This is a genomic window from Flavobacterium sp. Root935 (assembly GCF_001429295.1).
Classification (GTDB): Bacteria; Bacteroidota; Bacteroidia; order Flavobacteriales; family Flavobacteriaceae; genus Flavobacterium.
Genome location: NZ_LMJL01000012.1, coordinates 632690 through 652060 on the forward strand (window position 1 = coordinate 632690; position 19371 = coordinate 652060).

Genomic DNA, 19371 nt, shown 5'->3' on the forward strand with positions numbered 1-19371 from the left:
CAATAAGATTAAAGTTACAACTTATTGAGATACTTTTTTAGTTCAAATACTCTAACTTTGTACTTGAATAGACAAATTATATTCCATATCAAAAATAAAGACAAAATGACATTAAAAAGATGATTTTTATCATATTTAAATGCCAAAAAGTCATAAAACAAGTCAAATATGAGTTTTTTTAATTCAATCTTCGGAAGTTCAGAGAACTCAGAAGCTCCAAAAAGTAAAATAAACTGGACAGAATTAACAGATATTGTTCAATTAATGGAAATCGAAGCAATATCTAACGAAAAGCCAGTTGTTATTTTTAAACATAGTACAAGATGCAGTATCAGCCGAATGGCATTAAAGCAATTTGAAAGAGATTATGATCTTGAAGGAATTGTCGATGCGTATTTTTTAGATTTGATTGCTCATCGCGATATTTCAAATGAAATTGCAAGCCGATTCGGTGTATATCACGAATCTCCGCAATTAATTTTAATCAAAAATGGAAAAGCTGTTTACAATGTTTCACACAGCGATATTGACGCACAAGCTTTAAAAAGTAAAGTGTAATTTTTTTTTGTAAAATGTGAAATGTAAAATGTGAGGCAGTTAAGGAGTACTAGTCATTTCTTCTCACATTTCACATTTCACATTTCACATGTCACATTTTACAGTTCACATTTTACAGTTCACATTTCTAAAAACTTCCATCAGAACCTCCTCCACTGAAGCCTCCACCTCCAAACTCCATAGGAGAAGCTTGTGGTTTTACTTCCGGTTTCATTCCAAAAGTAGAAGCTACTACTAAAGCTTCAGCGTTTAAAATAGCATCTGAATGATTGATTCTATCAGGTTTAAAAGTTAAGCCACTTTCCTTTCCTTTTAATTTTTTAATGGAGAAATAGGCAATTGCAAATAAAATAAGCCCGCCAAGAGTCAGCGCAACTTCTATAGGTAAAACTGTGTAATAAAAACGGATTGTATAAATTGAAAATCCAATAGCTAAAAAACTGATCCACAACATTATCCTATCTTTTGTTTTTAAAGCCTGAACCAAATACACAATTGGAACAATAAAAGTAAATCCGTAGAAGAAAAATGCAAATGGAATATCAGTTCCTGGTGTAACTTCTGTTCCTAAAAGTTCTGCAGAAAGCTCTCTAACTACCAGATAATTACAAGAAAGATAAAATAGCACTAAACAAAAACTATTGGCTAATAGAAGTCCATTGTAATAGTAACTTTCGTTTAGATTATTAATTAATTTCTTTGTTACAAAATAAAAAATTGCACCTAAAATCATTGCTGTAAAAGGCAGAATAGCTTTTCCTAAATCTCCGAATTCAAACATTCCGAAAAATAAAAAAGCTGTTACAGCTAGACAAAACACCAGCATCGATAGTAAATGTAAATATCTCAAAAACATAAAAATGGCCACAACAGCCACAAAGAAAGCAATAACTATTTCATAACCTTCTGTAGTGATTCCGATAGCAAATCCCACATTTAAAAGTGCTCCTAATATAAATGAGTCATCTAAACCGTGGTTATGGAAATTCTGTTTTGCCAATAATTCTGAGCCCACAAAACCAACAGCAGCAAATAAGTAACAGCAGATTTCAAGAAAGATATCTTCTGAACTTAATCCTAAAATAGAAATCGCCCCACATATTGAGCTATACAATAAATTCCCCAGCAAAAAGAAACCAATTCTAACCAATATATTGTCTTGACTTTTAAAAACGGGTAATTCTTTTTTTATAAACTTCCTCTGCTCTTTACTTATAAAACCTCCTTTGTAAAAAGTATCGGCTTCATCAACTAATGCATCATTCTTTAATATTTGTTTGTCGTATATTATCATTCCGCGATTTCTTTATGAAAGTTTTTGATTAATTTGATGAACATTATAATTGAACCGATAAAATATGCCGGTAATAAGAAAATAAATAATTCCCAAATATTAGAGAAATCAACATTTTCGAAAATTCTAAATATCAATATATTTATTCCAACATAACCGTACACAATCATAAATACATAGATAGACATTGCTTTGAATTCGTAACTAACTTTATAAAAATAAAATGTTGAACCAATTAAAACTCCTGCGAAAATCAGCCAAATTAAAATATAATGATGCAGTAAATTGCTTATTGCCGCGATACTTATAATGTGCAGAGCAAAAGTCAGAAAGATCAAACTAAAATGAGTTTTGAGTGAAATTCGATTACTATAAATGGTCCATACTATGAGTAAAACTCCCAGCATAACAGCAGAATAGCTCAAACTATCGCTGGCATAAAAATCATTCCCGTTTAATAAATCCTGAGGCGTTACCGAAAGTCCGATATAAGCTGCTAAACCGGTTACGGCAATTGTTAATACGCTTTTATTGTCGAAATAGTAAGCACAAAAGAAACTGACTATCGTTGGAACTAAAGTGGCTAATCCGTAATGTTCTCCAAAAGGTTTGTATTGAAATTGAAGGTAACCAATAAAAATACAGGTTAAAATATTAGCTAATAAAACCAGATATTCTAAAACAGGATGCTCGAAAGTTGTTTCTGTTTTTTGAAAGCCTTTTGAATTCTTGAAACAATAATAAAAACAAATTGCTATTACGATTAAAAGAAGGGAAAGAATAGCAATATGACCAATTGTATCTATATTTTCATAGATCAAGATTCCAATTCCTGAAGTAAATAATAAAACAGATAAATAAAGAAATAACTTTAATTCTGCATTTACCGAAAAGATATTTAAATTTCGATATGCTTTAACTTCTTCAAACTGATTTTCTGTAATTAAACCTTTTTCATAAAGACTTAAAGTAGACTGCTCTTTAAATTTTTTCATTCGCATTATTTAAAGTAATAATCAAATATATGTATTTAGCATGAATTTTCTCCTTTTACTTCAAAACCTTTTCAATCGCTACTTCAATCTGTCAATCTGATTATTAATACCATGTAATTTTATTAGTGTAAGAACAACACTTATAAGTCTTGTAATCAAAACTTTAAATGATAAAAAATTGATAAATTGATTTGAAATAATTTTTATTCTTTTACATTTGTGCAATCGATTACATTAACTATTAAAACCACAAAAAACCACGCTTAAATGAAAACAAAACTTATCCTACTCTCATTGCTTTTGCCTTGCTCTTTTCTTTTTGCTCAAAATTATTTTATGAGCTCACCCGAAGGATTTGGAGCTTCTGCAACTGGAGGCGGAAATGCGACTCCTGTAACTGTGACGACTTTACCCGATTTAACAGCAAAATTAAAGCTGACTACTCCACAGGTTATTTTAGTTTCTGGAACTATAAATTGTTCATACACTAGCCTCCTAGTGAATGACAAGACCATTATCGGTCTTCCTGGGGCACGATTAGTTAATCTGGATCAAACAGCAGCAGGTTCTGGAATTTTAAATTTAAAAGCAGGTTCGAATAATATTATTATCAGAAATTTAATTTTTGAAGGTCCTGGGGCTTATGATGTTGACGGACGTGATAATCTAACCTCTGAAGCAACGAATATCTGGGTTGATCACTGTGAATTTCAAGATGGAATGGATGGTAATTTTGATAATAAAGGCGCAGCAGATAATGTAACTGTTTCTTGGTGTAAGTTTATTTACTTAAAAGCTCCAAAATCTGGCGGATCCGGCGGTGCAGATGACCACCGTTTTTCAGATTTAGTAGGCTCTTCTAAAAGTGACGCACCTGCTGATGGTCATTACAGCATTACTTTCAAAAATTGTTATTGGGCAGAAGGCTGTAAAGAAAGAATGCCTAGAGCAAGAAATGCCGAACTGCATATTTTAAACTGTTATTATAATACCTCGGTTTCGGGTTCGCTCGCAATTGGATTGGGTGGAGGAAATAATAATACGACTTGTTATGTAGAAGGAACTGACTTTGCTAAAATCGGAACTGCATTTAAAAATTATGTGAGTACAGATGGCGGTACAATTGGCGTTGCTTTTACAGATTGTTTAAATGCGCCTGCAAGTTCAGGAACCGCTGTCACTAAGCCTTCTTACGCTTATACCGTTTTACCAATTGCAAATGTTGCTGGATTCATTTCGAATTCTTCTTGTGGTGCTGGAGCAACACTTCAAGTTACTGCTCAAGGCGCTTTATCTACAAGCTGCAATAATTTAGGATTGAATGAAAATACAAATAACTTAGATCTAAAATATTATCCATCGGTTATTAATCGTCTTTTAAATATAGATTTTTCGAGTACAGATAATGGATTGGCTCAGGTTAATTTATTTTCATCGAATGGTGCAAAAGTATATTCGCAATCAAAAAATATTTCTGCTGATGAAAAATTAGAACTGAATGTTGGAAATCTTGCTAAAGGATTTTATGTATGCAAAGTTCAAATCGAAAATCGAAGCAAAACTTTTAAACTGGTAAAAAACTAAATTTACTTCATAAAATAAGGTCATTGAAACAAATCAATGACCTTTTACTTTTTACATCCAACTTTTTACATTTCACAAAAACTAAAAAGCTGCTTTCATTTTATCTTTAATAGCATCTAGGCATAAATTATTGATACTTCCTTCGTGCGTGTGTTTGGTTTCTTTTGGAGATTTATACGTTCCCGTTTCTAATTGCTCAGCAACAGCTTTGTAAGCATCTCTAAACGGCATTCCTGCTACAACCATTTCGTTTAAAGTATCAACTGTAAACAAATAATCGTATTTTTTATCTTCTAAAATATGATCTTTAACTGTAATATCTTTTATAGAAAATATTGCAATATCCAAACAAGATTTTAAAGTCTGAATCGCTGGAAATAAACCTTCTTTTAAAAGCTGTAAATCTCTATGATAACCGCTTGGCAGATTATTGGTGATTAAAGTGATTTCGTATGGAAGCGCCTGAATCTTATTGCATTTTCCTCTGATTAATTCGAAAACATCAGGATTCTTTTTGTGGGGCATAATGCTTGAACCAGTTGTAAGATGTGCCGGTAAACCAATAAAATCAAAGTTTTGGCTCATATACAAACAAACGTCCATTGCAAATTTTGATAGCGTTCCAGCCACGCTTGTCATAGCAAAAGCAACTGTTTTTTCTGCTTTTCCACGGCTCATTTGTGCAGCGACGGCATTGTATTTTAAGGTTTCAAAACCTAGTTCTTTTGTGGTAAAAGTTCTATTGATTGGAAATGAACTTCCGTAACCAGCAGCAGAACCTAACGGATTCTGGTCTACAATTTTGGAAGCTGCGTTTAACATCGTAATATCATCAATTAAACTCTCTGCATAAGCAGAAAACCACATTCCGAATGATGACGGCATAGCAATTTGCAAATGCGTATAACCAGGCAATAAAACATTTTGATGTTTTTCTGCCGATTCCATTAATAAGTCAAAAAGTGTTTTTACCTGTTCTTTTATGGCTTTTAATTCGTCTTTAAGATATAAATGAACATCCACTAAAACCTGATCGTTACGAGAACGCGCGGTGTGTATTTTTTTTCCGGCATCGCCCAGTTTTACCGTTAATAAATATTCAATTTTAGAATGTACGTCTTCGAAACTGTCTTCGATTTCGAAATTTCCAACGACAATATCAGCGATAATTTCGTTTAACGCATCAACCAGAGAAGTGGTTTCTTCTTCAGTTAATAAACCAATTTGTCCCAGCATTTTGGCGTGAGCAATTGAACCTAAAGCATCGTATTTTGCCAGAACCAAATCCAGTTCACGGTCGTTCCCAACAGTAAATTGTTCGATTTGTTTATCTGTTGGTATTCCTTTTTCCCAAAGTTTCATAACTTAGATTTTTAGACTTCTTAGATAGTTTAGATTATTAGACTTCTTAGATTTTAGACTTTTAGATTATTCTCTTTGTCGAATCTTTGAAGTTTTTCTCTAATTTACCTCTAGTGTCATTATTTATACTGGTGGTATCTAGCCCCGATAGCAGTGGAAATCCTTTTATTTTTTTTCTTTAAAAAAATAAAAGATTGGAACGGATAGCGGGATTAGCTCCTAAAAAATATTATAATTTAAAGAAATCGGTTAGTATTTTGATATACAAATCGACTCCTTCTTCAATTTCATTTACAAAAATAAATTCGTCTGCTGAATGTGAACGCAGCGTTTCTCCTGGTCCTAATTTTAAAGACTGACAGCTCAAAACCGATTGATCTGAAAGTGTTGGAGATCCATAGGTTGTTCTTCCTAAAGCAATTCCAGCCTGAACCAAACCGTGCGCAACTGGAATAGAAGAAGCATTTAAATGCATAGATCTTGGAGTAACTTCTGCATTTACGTTTGCTTTTACAACTTCCAAAATTTCAGCATTGGTATAACGATCGGTTACACGAATATCTACAACCAAATCGCACTCAGAAGGTACAACATTATGCTGTTTTCCAGCATTAATCTGCGTTACAGTCATTTTTACAGGACCTAAAACGTCTGAGATTTTGTCGAACTTATAGTTTTTAAACCATTCCATTACAGGAATTGATTTGTATAATGCATTATCGTCGTTTTGATGTGCGGCATGGCTTGCAGTTCCTTTTACTTTTACATCCAAAACCAATAAACCTTTTTCGGCAACGGCTAATTGCATTAAAGTTGGTTCTCCTACAATCGCACAATCTAATTCTGGCAAATGCTTTAAAACGCTGTTTAATCCATTTTTTCCGCTGCTTTCTTCTTCAGCCGAAGCCACAATAACAATATTATGCGATAGATTTTGGTTTTCGTAAAAGTGAACAAAAGTCGCTAATAATGACACCAGACATCCGCCGGCATCATTACTTCCTAATCCAAATAGTTTTCCGTCTTTTTCGATTGCTTTAAACGGATCGTTGGTGTACGCCTGATTGGGTCTTACGGTATCGTGATGTGAGTTTAGTAAAAGTGTTGGTTTATTTTCGTCGAAATATTTGTTGAAAGCCCACACATTGTTGTTTTCCCTCTTGAAAGGAATTTCATTCTGATTGAACCAATTTTCGATTAAAAGAGCCGTCTGATCTTCTTCACTTGAAAATGAAGGGGTTTCGATTAAGCTTTTTAATAAACTAATTGCTTCTTGGGTAAGCGTATCTATACTTTTCATAAGTTTGGTTTCTTTGCCACGAAGGCGCGAAGTCACAAAGTTTTTTAATTTAAATCTGCGACATTTTTGATTGGCGCAAATTTCTAAAATTAAATCCTAAAAGCACTGCGCAACTCCGTTTTTTTGCCACTACTTGCACGAGTTTTCATAAATTATCTTTTTGTGACAGATTTAAAATCAAAATAAACTTTTTCATGTAAGTCTAAAATTATTTTCTCTTTTAACTAAAAAAATCAGAGTCAAATTGTGGCAGCATTTTTTATAATGTAATCGTTGTATGCGGAATATTTGAGTTTTGAAGCATTCTGTGATGTCCAATTTTGATTTTCTGCACACCTCTTGACAAACTATTGAAACAGTTATCCAATTTCGGAATCATTCCAGAATGAATTACTTTTTCTTCTTTTAGTTTATTATATAATGTCTCGTTGATTTCTGTTATTACAGAGGAATCGTCTTCTGAATCCTGCAAAACGCCTTGTTTTTCAAAACAATATGTCAGTGTAACATCAAAAACTTCAGATAATGCAATTGATAATTCGCTTGCAATAGTATCTGCATTTGTGTTTAGTAATTGTCCGTTTTTATCGTGTGTAATCGCGCAGAAAACAGGAACAACTCCAGCTTCTAACAAAGTTGCCAATAATTTGGTGTTGACTTGTTTTACATCGCCTACAAATCCGTAATCGATTGTTGGGTGGTTTCTTTTTGTTGACTGAATTAAATTCCCGTCAGCTCCTGAAAAACCAATTGCATTATTGTCTTTGGCTTGCAATTGCGCTACGATATGTTTATTGATTTGTCCGGCGTAAATCATTACCACAACATCAAGCATTGGAGCATCTGTAATTCGGCGTCCGTCAATCATTTGCGGAACTAAACCAATACTCTGAGCCATTTTTGTAGCCGATTTTCCACCGCCATGAACTAAAACTTTATAGCCTTCAATTTTAGAAAAATCGGTTAAGAATTGTTCTAATTCTGCTGGATTATCTATGATGTTTCCACCTATTTTTATTACTGATACGTTCATTTCTTTCAAGGTTCAAAGGGACAAAGGTTCAGAGGAACAAAGTTTTTTCTCAAGGCTGTAAAACCTTTGAACCTTTGTCACTTTGATCCTTTGCACCTAAATTTACAATTTCTTAAGAATTTTTTGTAAAACTAATTGTGCTGAATACGTTCTGTTATTCGCTTGTTCAATAACAATTGAATTTTCTCCGTCTAAAACTTCGTCACTTACAATTACATTACGACGAACAGGAAGACAGTGCATGAATTTTCCGTTGTTGGTTAAAGCCATTTTCTCAGCTGTTACCGTCCAGTTCGGATCGCTGTTGATTACTTTTCCGTAATCATTGAAGTTACTCCAGTTTTTTACGTAAACGAAATCGGCATTTTCAAAAGCTTTGTTTTGATCGTATTCGATTTTGCAGTCTTTTGTAATTTCTGGGCTTAATTCATAACCTTCTGGATGTGTGATTACAAAATCCATATCTTTTTGCATTTGCATCATTTCTACGAATGAATTAGCAACGGCTTGAGGTAAGGCTTTTGGATGTGGAGCCCAAGATAAAACTACTTTTGGTTTGTGTTTCGTTTTGAATTCTTCCATTGTGATGGCGTCTGCCAAAGATTGTAATGGGTGACGAACAGCACTTTCCATGTTTACAATTGGCACTGTGGCATATTTCAAGAATCCTGAAATTACTGTTTCTTGGTAATCTTTTTCTTTATCTACCAAACCTGCAAAGGCACGGATTGCGATAATATCACAGTATTGAGAAACTACTTCTGCCGCTTCTTTAATGTGTTCTGAAGCACCAGAATTCATTACTGCTCCGTCTTCGAATTCTAATGTCCATCCTTCGTTGGTAAAATTCATTACCATTACGTTCATTCCTAAATTTAAAGCCGCTTTTTGTGTACTCAAACGCGTTCTTAAACTCGGATTGAAGAATAACATTCCTAAGGTTTTATTCTTTCCTAAACTTTGATTTTTAAGCGGATTCTTTTTGATTTTTATCGCTTGTTTTACCCATTTTGATAATGAGTTTATGTCTTTTATTGAGATATAGTTCATTTGTTTTTTTTAATTTAGATAATGTGATAATTAGAAAATTGGATAATTGCTCATTATATAATTAACTAATTTTCTAATTGACTCATTAGATTATTTTAGTAAAAGGAATTTCTTCCTTTAATGCTTTCAAAATAAAATTATCATTTAATCCATTAACGATCCAGGTTTCAATATTGGCAGCTTTTGCGATTCCGGCTGCTTCTATTTTAGATTGCATTCCTCCTGTTCCATGTGATGATTTCGATTCACCGATTTCTTTTTCGAGCGTTTTCAAATCATTTACCAATTTGATTGTTTCTGGAACTTCATTGTGAATGGATTCTTTGGTGTAAATTCCGTTTGTATTAGTGGCAATTATCAGAATATCAACATTTAGCAGCACCGCCGTTAAAGCTGCTAATTTATCATTATCACCAAACCGAATCTCATCTGTGGCAACAGTATCGTTTTCATTGATAATCGGAATGTAATTGTTTTTAACTAATACATTAATTGTATTTACAATGTTTTTTTTGGTTTGTTCTTTTTCGAAATCAGAATAAGAAAGCAAACACTGTGAGGTATTTAATCCTAAATCTTTAAAATTTTCATTGTAAATCCGCATTAAATGAGGTTGTCCAATAGAGGCTAAAGCCTGTTTTACAAAAACATCTTTATCTTGATTATCCAGCTTTACAAACTGTTTTGCCGCTGCAATTGCTCCAGAACTTACTATAATAAATTCGTATTCGTCGTTTAGAGCCGCAATCTGAATTCCGAGGTCTTCAATCTTTCCCCGCGAAATATGATTGGTTTCTTTGGTTAAAGTATTACTTCCTATTTTTAATAAAATCCGTTTTTTTGCCATTGTTATAGTTTTGCTCGCGATTTTTTTTACCGCAAAGTCCGCAAGGTTTTTTTATATTGCTTGTGTTTACAAACGCTAAGTTCGCAAAGCTTTGTCCAAATAAATTCCAAATTCCAATATTCTAAAATTGTTAGTCATCATTCTAAAATCTAAAATTCTAAGAAGTCTAACAATCTAAGAAAGTCTAATAATTATCTAATTTGTCCTTCTCCGTAAACGTACCATTTGTTTGTTACTAAATGCTGTAAACCAATTGGACCTCTTTGGTGAAGTTTATCAGTACTTATGGCTAATTCTCCACCTAAACCAAATTGTCCTCCGTCTGTAAAACGGCTTGAAGCATTTTGATAAACAGCAGCAGCATCAACTGCATCCATAAATTCTTTTGCTGCTTGGTCGTCTCTGGTAATTATTACTGCCGAATGCCCGCCGCAATATTTATTGATCTTTTCAATTGCATGTTCCTCAGAATCAATTGTTCCGATTACAATTTTATAATCTAAAAACTCTTCGTACCAAATATCTTCGTTTTGAAGGGTTTCTGTATCTTCAAAATTTTCCAGAGATTTGTCGACGATAACTTCAACATTATTTTCTTTTAATGTTTCTATTAAAATGGCTGTAAAACCTTCAAAATTAGGAAGCTTAGAATCTATTAAAACTTTATCAACCGCATTACAAGCTGAAATTTTAGCTGTTTTAGCATTTAAAATTACCTTTAAAGCCAAATCAGTATCTGCTTTTTCGTGAACGTAAACAAAATTATTACCGCGTCCGCTTACAATTACCGGACAAGTTGCGTGTGCTTTTACAAACTCAATTAATTTTTCTCCTCCTCTTGGAACGATTAAATCGACTTTTTGAGTTGGTTTTTCTAAGAAAGCCTGAGTTTCTGCACGATTATAATTCAGATATTCCACCCAATCTTTCGAAACTCCATTTTCTTCTAAAGCTTTATGCCAAAGACTTACAATTTTTAAATTGGATTTTAAAGACTCTTTTCCGCCTTTTAATAAAATCTTATTTCCAGATTTAAAAGCAATTCCTCCTGCTTCGATTGTAACATCCGGACGTGATTCATAAATAATTAAAATCGTTCCGAAAGCGGCTGTTTTATTAATGACTTTTATTCCATTATCATGAGTAAAATGAAAACGCTCCACTCCAACGGGATCTTCTTGAGAAGCCAATTGGTTTAACGATAAAATCATCTCATCGACTTTTTTATCATCTACTTTTAGGCGTTCTTCCATCGCTAAATCGGAACCGTCGTAATCGGCAAGATCTTCCTCATTGGTCAAGATTATCTGGCTCCGCTCCTGCTCGACCAGCTTTGCCATAGCCCGCAAAACCAGATTGCGTTTTTCAATTGATAATGGGTTCATTTTTTTTTGGTTTAATTGGTTAATCGTTAATTCGTTTAATCGATTAACCAGTTAAACGATTAAACGAATTAACAGTTCTAGATAAACTTAATTCTTAAGTTCTTCTAAACTCTCTTTTAAAGCTTTTACAAACGTATCAATATCAGCTTTTTTGACAGTTAAAGGCGGTAAAATTCTTAACAGGTTTTTATTGTTGGCACTTCCTGTAAAAATGTGTTTTTCGATAATTAGTTTTTTTCTTAAAGCTGCAACATCAAAATCGAATTCTACTCCAAGCATTAAGCCTTTTCCTTTTACTTGTTTGATTCCGTCAACTTCCTTGATTTTTTCTAAGAAATATTCATAAACTTCATTTACATTTTTCTGTAAATCCAGTTTTTCAATTACATCTAAAACAGCAATTCCTGCTGCACAAGATAAATGGCTTCCGCCGAAAGTAGTTCCTAACAATCCGAAACTTGCTTCAAATTTTGGAGAAATTAAAATAGCTCCAACCGGAAAACCGTTCCCCATTCCTTTTGCAACTGAAATAATATCAGCATTGATTCCGTGATGTTGGAAAGCGAAGAATTTCCCGCTTCTTCCGTATCCTGATTGTACTTCGTCTAAAATCAAAACTACATCATGTTTTTTACACGCTTTTTCTAAAGCTTGAAAAAATTCCGTTGTTCCTTGGTCTAAACCTCCAACTCCCTGAATTCCTTCAATAATTACTGCTGTGACGTCTCCTTTAGCCAATTCAGCTTCAACTAATTCGATTTGGTTTAAAGGTAAAAATGTAACTTCCTGCTGTGCATTTAATGGTGCTACAATTTTTTTGTTATCTGTAACAGCAACTGCCGCAGAAGTTCTTCCGTGGAAAGAATTATCAAAAGCTACAACTCTTGATTTTCCGTTATGAAAAGAGGCTAATTTCAAAGCATTTTCATTGGCTTCAGCACCAGAACTGCATAAAAACAATTCGTAATTTTCTAAACCAGAAAGTTTTCCTAATTTCTGAGCCAATTCTACCTGCAAAGGATTTTGAATTGCATTTGAATAAAATCCTAAATGGTCTAATTGATTCTTCAATTTTGCTACATAATCAGGCTGTGTGTGTCCGATAGAAATCACACCATGTCCGCTGTATAAATCTAAGTATTCTACTCCTTTGTCATCAATGATTGTACAATCTATTGCTTTTACTGGAGTGATGTCGTATAATGGGTAAACGTTGAATAAGTTCATGTGTTTTGTTTATTTTGTTTCAGGTTTCAGGTTTCAAGTTGCTCGCAGAACGTGTAACATGAAACTTTAAACTTGAAACTATTATTAAAATCCGCTTGGTTTCAAATGTAAACCTGTGGTTTCTTCTAATCCGAACATTAAATTCATGTTTTGAATTGCTTGGCCTGAAGCACCTTTGGTTAAGTTATCGATAATTGATGTTATGAGAACCCGGTTTCCTTTTTTCAATAAACTAATGATACATTTATTCGTTTGCACCACCTGCTTCATGTTGATGTTTGTTGTGGTTACGGTTACGAAAGGTTCATTTTTATAGAAATCTTCGTATTTAGCAACCAATTGCTCCAAACTATCATCTGAAAGTGTGTATAGTGTTGCGAAAATTCCTCTTGGGAAATCTCCTCTGTTGGGAATAAAAAGCAATTCGCTTTCGAAATCATCCTGCAACTGCACCAAACTTTCTCCGATTTCTCCCAAATGCTGGTGTTCAAAAGCTTTGTAATGCGACATATTATTGTTTCTCCAGCTAAAATGTGAAGTTTCAGAAAGACTTACGCCCGCACCTGTACTTCCAGTTGTAGCATTAATATGAACATCATTATTCAGTCCGTTATGTTTCGCTAAAGGCAATAAAGCCAACTGAATCGCTGTAGCAAAGCAACCTGGATTTGCAATATAATTTGCTTTTTTAATTTCAGCTTTGTTCAATTCTGGCAAACCGTAAATAAAATCTTTTCCTTCGAAATGAGCATCTTTATTCAATCTGAAATCATTTCCTAAATCGATAATTTTTGTATGGCTTGCGAATTTATTTTCCTGCAAAAATGAAATTGATTTTCCGTGTCCTAAACATAAAAATACCACATTTACGTCAGGATTGATTATATCAGTAAAACTCATTTCAATATCACCCATCAAATCATGGTGCGCCACAGAAAGTGGTTTTCCCGCATTTGTCGTGCTGTAAACAAAATCTATATTTACTTTGGGATGATACATTAATATTCTGATGAGTTCTCCAGCTGTATAGCCTGAACCACCAATTATTCCGACATTAATCATGATCTAATTGATTTACAGATGAAAATATGTTTTGTGCATTTCCAAGAATTTTGATAAATCCTTTTGCATCTTCAGATGTCCATGCGTTGTTCATTTCTCCATATTGGCCAAAACCTGTGTTCATCAAATCGTTTTTAGATTCAATTCCGTCAAGTGAGAAATGATATGGTTTTAGTGAAACCGTTACAGTCCCGTTTACTGTTTTTTGCGTGTCTTGCAAAAACGTTTCGATATTACGCATAACAGGATCTAAGAACTGGCCTTCGTGAAATAACATTCCATACCAGTTTCCTAGTTGTTCTTTCCAATATTGCTGCCATTTTCCAAGAGTATGTTTCTCTAATAAATGGTGCGCTTTAATGATAATTAATGGTGCAGCAGCTTCAAAACCAACTCTTCCTTTAATTCCTATAATAGTGTCACCAACGTGAATATCCCTTCCAATTGCATAAGCATTTGCTAGCTTTTCAAGGGCTACAATATTGTTTGAAGGTTTATCTGTTTTTCCGTTAAGTCCAACTAATTCTCCCTGCTCAAAATGAAGCGTTACTTTTTCTTCACCTTCTTTTTGCAATTGAGAAGGATAAGCTTCACTTGGCAACGGTTGGCTTGAAGTTAAAGTTTCTTTTCCTCCAACACTTGTTCCCCAAAGTCCTTTATTGATAGAATATTGTGCTTTTTCCCAAGAATAATGAACTCCGTTTTGAGCTAGATAATCTACTTCTTCTTGTCTTGACAATTTTAAATCTCTAATTGGCGTAATAATTTCAATTTCTGGAGCAATAGTTTGGAAAATTAAATCAAAACGAATTTGGTCATTTCCTGCACCAGTACTTCCGTGAGCGATTGCAGTTGCTCCTACTTTTTTCGCATATTTTATAGCTTCAATTGCTTGAAAAACACGTTCAGCACTTACTGATAACGGATAAGTATTGTTTTTTAATACGTTTCCGAAAATCAAATATTTTATAGCTTTATCGTAATATTTGTCTAAAATCGTTAAGTTGGCGTGCTGCGCACTTCCTAATTCGTAGGCTCTTTTTTCAATGGCTGATAACTCTTCTGCATCGAATCCTCCTGTATCTACAAGTACAGTGTGAACTTCGTATCCTTTTTCATTTTTTAAATATTTCAAACAATACGAGGTATCTAATCCTCCGCTATAAGCTAATACTACTTTTTTCATTTTTTATAATTTTGGCTAATACTTTCGTATTTAGCAGTTTGAGATTTCTTTTTAATTAAATTTTGAATAAAAAAACAAACGACAATAATTTGTTTAAAAATAAAGCCTGTTTAATTTTTTTAAGTCTGCTCAAAACAGCCTCATTAAAAGGGTGTCTCGGCGGTGTTTTTTGTTTTTCTTTTGGGTCGTATAACATCCCCGTACAAAGACACATTTTGTTTTCTTTGCTTTGTAAAATAGGGAAATTGGTACACGTTTTACAGCCGGCCCAAAAACTTGGATCTGTCGTTAATTCAGAGAAAGGAACAGGTTTGTAACCTAATTCAGAATTAATTTTCATTACAGCAAGGCCAGTGGTAATACCAAATATTTTTGCATCTGGAAATCTCTGTAAAGAATAGTCAAACACTTTCGACTTAATTTTTTTTGCCAAACCTAAACTTCTATAGTCAGGATGTACAATTAATCCCGAATGTGCCACGAATTTTCCGTGCTGCCAGCTTTCGATATAACAAAAACCTGCAAATTTCCCGTCTGCCAGAGCAATCATTGCATCACCATTCGACATTTTTTTCTGAATGTACTCAGGAGTTCTTTTAGCAATCCCCGTACCTCTTAATAAGGCAGATGATTCTATCGTATCGCAGATTTCTTGTGCGAATTTGAAGTGTTCTTCCTGGGTAACAACAATAGAGATCTTCATTTCAATAATTGAAGTTAGAGTTAAAAATTAAAGAATATTGTTTGTTTTGAAATCCAGAACTGAATCCAATAAAATTAATCAAAATAGAAGTAACATATTCAAAATCAAAAAGTTGATTCAGAAAATTTACAAAATAATAAATACTTTTAGGATATGTTTGTCCAATGGACAAATTATGTGATTTCAAAATGAAAAATGGATATGAATAAATATACGGCTATAAAACTCAGTGAATACTATAGAGATAGTATCCGTACTTCGGGAGAAGTAATCGGTGAGTTTGTCCGTGACAAAGAAGTTATATGTAAACTTATTTTATTCATCGGTGCAAAAGTACATTATTTTTTTATTTACAAGACAAAAAAATAAAAAACTAACATTTTTTTTACGTTTTGTGAATAAACACAAAAGCAAAACCCGATAATTATTGCTAATTATCGGGTTTTAAATATTTTATATTTTTACAATTTTACTTTTTCGTAAACGGAATTACTTGACCGTTTCCTAAAAGTATCATATCGAAACCAGTTTTGGCTTCATTAAATTTAAATTTTAATCCAGCTCTTTGCGACTCAAATGTATCTTTTTCGTTTGCAACAGGATCTAAAGCAAATTTTGGATAATTTGGAAGCTCTGCATTTAGCACACTGTTTTTCTCTGTCAATTCAATTGTTAGAGGTGATTTAGAAGTAGTATAATTACCTAAATATCCGTCTAGAATAATATCTTTCTCTAATTTACCTTTTCCCGCTGTCCAAACGTTGTTTGATTCATTATTATCGGGAAAAGCATGATTTGGATCTAATGTTATACTTTCAATTTCTTCAGTAGAATTATGTTTGAAAGACCAAGATTTATTTTTCTGCCAGATTTCTACAGGAAGATTAACCCTTGTCACTTTACCGCTTTTTCCTTTAACATCTAAAACGATCGGCATTGGCATTTTATCAAAGTTTTCAACTGTAATTACAGCTCCTTTTGACGGATCATTTTTCACATATTTAACCGAATTGATTCCTTGGTCAAAACGCCAGTTATTTACAAACCAGCTTCTCCAGAACCAGCTTAAATCTTCACCAGCAACATTTTCCATAGATCTGAAAAAGTCATCTGGCTGTGGATGTTTATAAGCCCAACGTTCGATATAAGTTCTAAAAGCAATATCAAAACGCTCTTTTCCTAAAACTTGTTCTCTTAAAAGAATAAGACCTGCACTTGGCTTGAAGTAACACAACATACCAATATTTGCTTCCTTCATATTATCAGGAGAACTCATAATTGTTTCTAGATCAGGACGAGTAAAAGATTCTGCTGATTCATGTAAATCTGTTGCAGGCTCTTTGTATTCTCCATTATTAAACGCTTCTGTACTTAGTGAATTAATGAAAGTGTTAAATCCTTCATCCATCCATCCGAATAATCTCTCGTTTGAACCAACAATCATTGGGAACCAGATATGACCAAATTCGTGGTCTGTAACTCCCCATAAATCTTGCCCTTTAGATTTCCATCCACAGAAAACAATTCCAGGATATTCCATTCCTCCTTCATTTCCTGCAACGTTTGTCGCCGCTGGATAAGGATATTCAAACCATTGTTTAGAGTAATGCTCAATCGATGCTTTTACATATTCTGTAGAACGTCCATAAGCACCTTGACCAGCACTTTCTACAGGATAAGCAGATAATGCCAAAGATTTTTTACCGCTAGGCAAGTTTATTTTTGCTCCATCTAAAATGAAAGCTGGAGACGATGCCCAAGAAAAATCACGTGCATTTTTTATTTTATAATGCCAAGTTTTTTCTGTTCCAGCGTTTGTATTTGCTGTCGCTGCCACATCTTCTGCTGAACGAATTGTAACTGTTTTATCGCTGTCAGATGCTTCTTTGTATTTTTTGAATTGATCACCAGAAAATACTTCCTGACCATTTAATAATTCTCCAGAAGCTACTACATAATGATTTCCTGGAACAGTCAATTTCACATCAAAATCGCCATATTCTAAGTAAAACTCAGAAGCGCCTAAATAAGGTGCAGTATTCCACCCTCTTACATCATCATACACACAAATACGCGGGTACCATTGTGCGATTGTAAAGATTTTTCCGTTTTTAGTTTCTAAAACCCCCATTCTATCAGACCCTTCGAAAGGCGCGATAAAAGAGAATTCGATTTTAATTTTTACAGATGCTCCTTTTGCAGCCAATTCTTCTGGAAGAAAAATCTGCATTCTTGTATCTGTTACAATATATTTTGCATCAACTTCTGTTTTCTTTTTCCCAACAGAAACTATTTTTACTGATTTAATTTTGTTTCCACCGTCAAAAACTTGCCCTTGAGCTCCGTTACGGCTTCCTGTTAATGGCACAACAGCGTTTCCTCTAGAATCCTCCTTAAATAAGTTTTGATCTAAATTCAACCATACAAATGACAATTTATCTGGACTATTATTTGTGTATGTGATTTCGTCTGTACCTATAATCTCATTTGTAGTTGCATTTAATTTTGCCGTAATCTGATAATCGGCTCTATTCTGCCAATATTCCTGCCCAGGCTGACCGCTCGCAGCACGAGTTGTAGTTCCATTTTTTGTATAAAAATTTGGACCAAAGGCATCATGATAATTGTAATTATTGACTGGATTTGCTGTTGTCGCTGACGGAGTTTGCTGCGCCCAAACAGATGAAATCCCAAAAAATAAAGCCGCGGTTAAAATGGCTTTTGCAGATTGCTTTTTCATATTTTTTAGCTGTTTATGTAGCAAATTAATGAAAAAAAAAGCTATTCACAGAGAAAATTTAAAACATAAATTCAATTTTAGCAAAATTTTATCAATAAAATAATTTAAGCCATTTTCTTAGAAAACTAAATTTTATAAAATATATTTACATCTGCATATAAACACATTCATTTTATCCATTACTATTTTGACAACAACTATATCAAATTCAATATTAAGTGCTTCTATCAAACATTCTGGAGCTGAGCTATTTTCTATAAAAGACAACCAAAACAATGAGTATATCTGGGAAGGTAATCCAGATTTCTGGGGCAAGCACTCCCCTGTTCTTTTTCCGATTGTTGGTACTTTAAAAAACAATTCTTATAAAATTAACGATAAGGAATATCATTTACCTCGTCATGGTTTTGCCCGTGATATGGAATTCGAATTAATTGATAAAAGCGAAAATAGAGCTGTTTTCTCGCTGCAGTCTTCTACAGAAACATTGACAAAATATCCTTTCGAGTTTGAACTACAACTTATTTATACGCTTAACGAAAGTTCACTAACTTTAGAATACAAGGTTATTAATAAAGGAGATACCACTATGCCTTTTTCTATTGGTGCACATCCTGCAATTGCACTTCCTGGAAATTTCGATGATTACGCTCTTGAATTCGAAAAAGAAGAAGCACTAAAATATTATATTCTTGAAAATGATTTGATTTCATCTCAAACCAAAATTCTAGAAACTACGCATAATATTGTGCCTTTGAATTATGAATTATTTAAAAATGATGCTTTGATCTTTAAAACATTAGAATCAAAATCTTTGATTATTCTTAAAGATTCAAAACCTTATGTAAAAGTAGCTTATAATGATTTCCCAAGTTTAGGAATTTGGACCAAAGAAAATGCACCTTTTATTTGCATTGAACCATGGCTTGGATATTCCGATACTGACGAAAACTCAGGAGATTTATATGAAAAAGAAGGAATTTTGACTTTAGAAGAAAATAAAAGCTTCGATGCAAAATTTAGTATCACAATATTATAACACAAC

The 19371-nt window shown here is 33.4% G+C and carries 17 protein-coding genes; 4 read left to right on the forward strand and 13 right to left on the reverse strand.

Annotation, left to right across the window (positions count from 1 at the left end; all coding sequences use genetic code 11):
• Positions 1-168 precede the first annotated feature (168 nt).
• Positions 169-558: a bacillithiol system redox-active protein YtxJ gene (ytxJ, locus tag ASE40_RS17485; protein ID WP_057118414.1), complete on the forward strand. Its 390-nt coding sequence runs from the start codon at positions 169-171 to the stop codon at positions 556-558.
• 127 nt (positions 559-685) lie between these two features.
• Here ytxJ and ASE40_RS17490 read toward each other — a convergent pair whose 3' ends face one another.
• Positions 686-1852, reverse strand: a complete 1167-nt coding sequence (locus tag ASE40_RS17490; protein ID WP_057118415.1) for a hypothetical protein — start codon at positions 1850-1852, stop codon at positions 686-688.
• Complete coding sequence (locus ASE40_RS17495; RefSeq protein WP_057118416.1) at positions 1849-2847, reverse strand: DUF2157 domain-containing protein; 999 nt, start codon at positions 2845-2847, stop codon at positions 1849-1851. Before ASE40_RS17495 ends, ASE40_RS17490 begins: the two co-directional genes overlap by 4 nt.
• Positions 2848-3114: 267 nt before the next feature.
• Between ASE40_RS17495 and ASE40_RS17500 the strand changes: the two genes are divergently transcribed.
• Positions 3115-4431 (forward strand): T9SS type A sorting domain-containing protein, encoded by a 1317-nt coding sequence (locus tag ASE40_RS17500; protein ID WP_057118417.1) that lies wholly within the window; start codon positions 3115-3117, stop codon positions 4429-4431.
• Positions 4432-4512: 81 nt separating this feature from the next.
• Here ASE40_RS17500 and argH read toward each other — a convergent pair whose 3' ends face one another.
• The 10 genes from argH to ASE40_RS17550 all read right to left on the reverse strand — a co-directional run bounded on the left by argH (position 4513) and on the right by ASE40_RS17550 (position 15586).
• A complete protein-coding gene (gene argH, locus ASE40_RS17505) occupies positions 4513-5793 on the reverse strand; it encodes an argininosuccinate lyase (protein WP_057118418.1) in 1281 nt (426 codons plus the stop codon).
• A 229-nt stretch (positions 5794-6022) separates the two neighbouring features.
• The gene (locus ASE40_RS17510; RefSeq protein ID WP_057118419.1) at positions 6023-7093 is read right to left on the reverse strand and encodes a M20 family metallo-hydrolase; all 1071 of its coding nucleotides are present in this window, start codon (positions 7091-7093) and stop codon (positions 6023-6025) included.
• Positions 7094-7352: 259 nt separating this feature from the next.
• Complete coding sequence (gene argB, locus ASE40_RS17515) at positions 7353-8126, reverse strand: acetylglutamate kinase (protein ID WP_057118420.1); 774 nt, start codon at positions 8124-8126, stop codon at positions 7353-7355.
• A 102-nt stretch (positions 8127-8228) separates the two neighbouring features.
• Complete coding sequence (locus ASE40_RS17520; RefSeq protein WP_057118421.1) at positions 8229-9176, reverse strand: N-acetylornithine carbamoyltransferase; 948 nt, start codon at positions 9174-9176, stop codon at positions 8229-8231.
• A gap of 85 nt (positions 9177-9261) precedes the next feature.
• The gene (proB, locus tag ASE40_RS17525) at positions 9262-10023 is read right to left on the reverse strand and encodes a glutamate 5-kinase (RefSeq protein ID WP_057118422.1); all 762 of its coding nucleotides are present in this window, start codon (positions 10021-10023) and stop codon (positions 9262-9264) included.
• A gap of 191 nt (positions 10024-10214) precedes the next feature.
• Positions 10215-11408: a glutamate-5-semialdehyde dehydrogenase gene (locus ASE40_RS17530; RefSeq protein ID WP_057118423.1), complete on the reverse strand. Its 1194-nt coding sequence runs from the start codon at positions 11406-11408 to the stop codon at positions 10215-10217.
• A gap of 87 nt (positions 11409-11495) precedes the next feature.
• Positions 11496-12635 (reverse strand): aspartate aminotransferase family protein, encoded by a 1140-nt coding sequence (locus ASE40_RS17535; RefSeq protein WP_057118424.1) that lies wholly within the window; start codon positions 12633-12635, stop codon positions 11496-11498.
• 84 nt (positions 12636-12719) lie between these two features.
• Complete coding sequence (gene argC / locus ASE40_RS17540; protein WP_057118425.1) at positions 12720-13697, reverse strand: N-acetyl-gamma-glutamyl-phosphate reductase; 978 nt, start codon at positions 13695-13697, stop codon at positions 12720-12722.
• Positions 13690-14883, reverse strand: a complete 1194-nt coding sequence (locus ASE40_RS17545; protein ID WP_057118426.1) for an argininosuccinate synthase — start codon at positions 14881-14883, stop codon at positions 13690-13692. The genes argC and ASE40_RS17545 overlap by 8 nt, the downstream gene beginning before the upstream one ends.
• 55 nt (positions 14884-14938) lie before the next feature.
• Entirely contained in the window at positions 14939-15586 is a 648-nt protein-coding gene (locus tag ASE40_RS17550) for a GNAT family N-acetyltransferase (RefSeq protein WP_057118427.1), read from the reverse strand.
• Between the two features lie 201 nt (positions 15587-15787).
• On the opposite strand from ASE40_RS17550, the gene ASE40_RS22175 reads away from it, so the two are divergent.
• A complete protein-coding gene (locus ASE40_RS22175; protein ID WP_157848518.1) occupies positions 15788-15955 on the forward strand; it encodes a hypothetical protein in 168 nt (55 codons plus the stop codon).
• Between the two features lie 100 nt (positions 15956-16055).
• On the opposite strand, the gene ASE40_RS17555 is transcribed toward ASE40_RS22175, so the two are convergent.
• Complete coding sequence (locus ASE40_RS17555) at positions 16056-18326, reverse strand: M1 family metallopeptidase (RefSeq protein WP_057118428.1); 2271 nt, start codon at positions 18324-18326, stop codon at positions 16056-16058.
• Positions 18327-18513: 187 nt separating this feature from the next.
• Here ASE40_RS17555 and ASE40_RS17560 point away from each other — a divergent pair, with 187 nt between their 5' ends.
• A complete protein-coding gene (locus tag ASE40_RS17560; RefSeq protein WP_057118429.1) occupies positions 18514-19365 on the forward strand; it encodes an aldose 1-epimerase family protein in 852 nt (283 codons plus the stop codon).
• The last annotated feature ends 6 nt before the right edge of the window (positions 19366-19371 follow it).